Below are 2508 nucleotides of genomic sequence, written 5' to 3'. Positions count from 1 at the left end.
TTAAGCCGACTGGATTCCCATAATGAGCAATCTGTCACGAATATGGAATAACCATTCTTGAGTCGGGGGGACTGGTTCTTGGCAAAACTCTTACCAAGTTCCTATGTGGTCAAGGTTTTGGTAAGTTTGTGACTTTGGAAGTCGGATCTGATAGCGACAGGATCCGATTGACAATTGCACATAATGGACAAATCCTAGTGGAAAAAGATATGGAAATCAAACCCGGACAAGCTATCTCAATCTCTAGTAATAGTGGTCGATCCATCGGAAATCCAGGGGATCATACACATGTTGAGTTTAGTTTTTATAAGGGTGTCGACTCCAAGGGTAATGAGATTTTTGAGACTCGTGTTCCAACGGAAAAGGATATACCGTTACTTAAAAAATTACGATTGATCCAATGAAAAAACATCAAATAGTAATTTTTATCTTTTTAATATTGATCGGCTGCAAAAAAGAGGAAAATGCCCAAGCAGTTTCAACTACAAACAATGGAAAGGTTGATTACAAGAGTATCGAATCGGAAATTGCAATCAGTGAAGGGAGTATCATCAGCAATAAGGATATCAACTTCGAAGCATTGCCACAATTTGATGTTAGTATTCTTTTGAAAGATTTTGACTTTTGGTTGGGGAAAAGTGAGAATCCTTATTTTTTTATCAAAGGTATAGATGATGCTGCGATTACACGAGAAGCATTCAATGAGGCGACAATCTATTTTGGATTCGGATATGAAAACGGGAAACTAGAATACGAAACCCAAACTCACTCACCCTTTGACACGGCAGGTAGTAATTCAAAAGGGATTATCGAGAAAGTTAAATGTTCGAGTTATACAGATGTAATCATTAAATGCAAATTCGATTTTGGAACTGCCACACCAGCTAACACGAATGCCTACTATGTCTTGGGTGATTGTTACCATCAAAGACCGAGCATTGGTAAATGTGGGAGATGATTTAGGTGCAAGTTTTCTTGGTTATATTGATACATATAAAGACTACCCTTGGAAGAGATTATCCAATCTCAAAAAAGCCCTAAAAGTGGCTGTGAAAGATCCAGAGATTGGATTAAAAGATGTGCAGCTGCGCGGTTTTACGATAGAAGAATTGGATTTGTTAACCGATGGATTGGCGTCGCAGGTGAAGGCGGGGAAGTGAGAAACGATATCGCCACGAATGGCCCGAACGGCTTCCAAATGGATGAATTAAACTTCGCCGAACAGAACATCAGCGCCGCACAGGATAAAACCCAATCCACGCTAGACGCAAAAACTAAGTTAGCACAAAATGAAAATTTGGTTCGGGATCAGTTAAAAAAAGAAGGATTCAATGATTCCGATATTGCAAAAAAACTAAATGCGATGGGACCATATGGTATCAATCAAATGGGTAATGGCATTAACAAAGAGATCCAAACAATAAAAGACAAAGAACTACTTGCAAAAGAAAATTTCACAGAAGACGAAATCAATGGTATGACTCCAGAAGATTTGGCAGACCGAGCTGCACAAATTCGACAAGACCAAGTCTCCATCTTTGATAATTTTGCAGATGCTGGTGTTGCATTAGGTGGGCTTCTTATGAGTGGTGGTGCGATCGCATTTGGTTTAGCAACTGGAAATTTCCCAAATACAAATCCGAATGCTCCGCAGAATCCAATGCCGCCAGCTCCTGTGGCTACTGAGCCGAAGCCAACAAGGAAAGAGGAAGAGGGCGAGGAAGGGGAATCTATCGAAGGAGGAGAAACACTCTTTGATGCATCGGAAGATGACACTGTAGGCAAGGAACTTAACGAAGATAGTTCAAACTTAGTTGCAGATAACAAAGATTCCTTAGATCAACGTCCCGAATTTTTAAAAGAAATAATGGGGGACTATTATGATCCAAGAATGGATACTGATTATACTAGGCCTACTAGAGGAGAAGTTGAGCCATTAAAACCTGGGGAAAAGTTATCGCCGTCGAATGAAATTAAAATGGATAGGTAGGTAGTAAATTCAGCAGGTGATTCGGAAATCTCGAAACCGCCAAAAGGCGAATGGCTTGGTCCTGGTGATTACGCGAATGTAAAGAGAAAAATTTTGGATGCATACTACGGAGATGGCCCAATTGGCTCAGGAAAAAAAGCCTTAGAAGAAGCGATGAAAGATCCAAATCTAAGTCCAGTAGAAAAAGCTAATTTAAAAAAATGGTTTGATGCTGAAACGAAAAGTGGAAACTTTAAAGTTAGGAAAGAATTATATAATGCAGGAGATACTCTTCCACCTTCTAAAGCAGAGACAGCACTGATCAAGGCTGGAGAATATTATCAAAAAAATGTAGATGATATTCAAAAAAACTGGGCAAATGATGAAAATCCAGAATTTCGTGATGCAATGAACGAATTGGCAAGTATTACATTCAATAAAGGAGATAAGGCAGGAGAGAAATTTTTAAAAGAAAATTCCGTGATGGATTGGGCAAATAAGATTTACCTAGAGACAGAAGAGACCGCAAAACGGAATCA

Annotated in this window: 5 protein-coding genes; all 5 read left to right on the top strand. The window is 39.3% G+C overall.

Annotated elements, in window-relative coordinates; all coding sequences use genetic code 11:
• The first annotated feature begins 209 nt into the window (after positions 1–209).
• The gene (locus EHQ59_RS14260) at positions 210–404 is read left to right on the top strand and encodes a hypothetical protein (protein WP_167481419.1); all 195 of its coding nucleotides are present in this window, start codon (positions 210–212) and stop codon (positions 402–404) included.
• On the top strand, positions 401–958 hold the full coding sequence (locus EHQ59_RS14255; protein ID WP_244245556.1) for a hypothetical protein: 558 nt from the start codon (positions 401–403) through the stop codon (positions 956–958). The genes EHQ59_RS14260 and EHQ59_RS14255 overlap by 4 nt, the downstream gene beginning before the upstream one ends.
• Positions 903–1160 (top strand): hypothetical protein, encoded by a 258-nt coding sequence (locus EHQ59_RS17900; RefSeq protein ID WP_244245555.1) that lies wholly within the window; start codon positions 903–905, stop codon positions 1158–1160. The genes EHQ59_RS14255 and EHQ59_RS17900 overlap by 56 nt, the downstream gene beginning before the upstream one ends.
• On the top strand, positions 1157–1990 hold the full coding sequence (locus EHQ59_RS14250; protein WP_135620313.1) for a hypothetical protein: 834 nt from the start codon (positions 1157–1159) through the stop codon (positions 1988–1990). The genes EHQ59_RS17900 and EHQ59_RS14250 overlap by 4 nt, the downstream gene beginning before the upstream one ends.
• A 93-nt stretch (positions 1991–2083) precedes the next feature.
• The coding region (locus EHQ59_RS14245; RefSeq protein WP_135620312.1) for a hypothetical protein at positions 2084–2508 on the top strand (425 nt) is incomplete at its 3' end.

Source organism: Leptospira kemamanensis (assembly GCF_004769665.1).
Lineage (GTDB): Bacteria > Spirochaetota > Leptospiria > Leptospirales > Leptospiraceae > Leptospira_A > Leptospira_A kemamanensis.
Note: the sequence above shows the minus strand (reverse complement) of the source record. Positions and strands in the feature narration are given on the sequence as shown.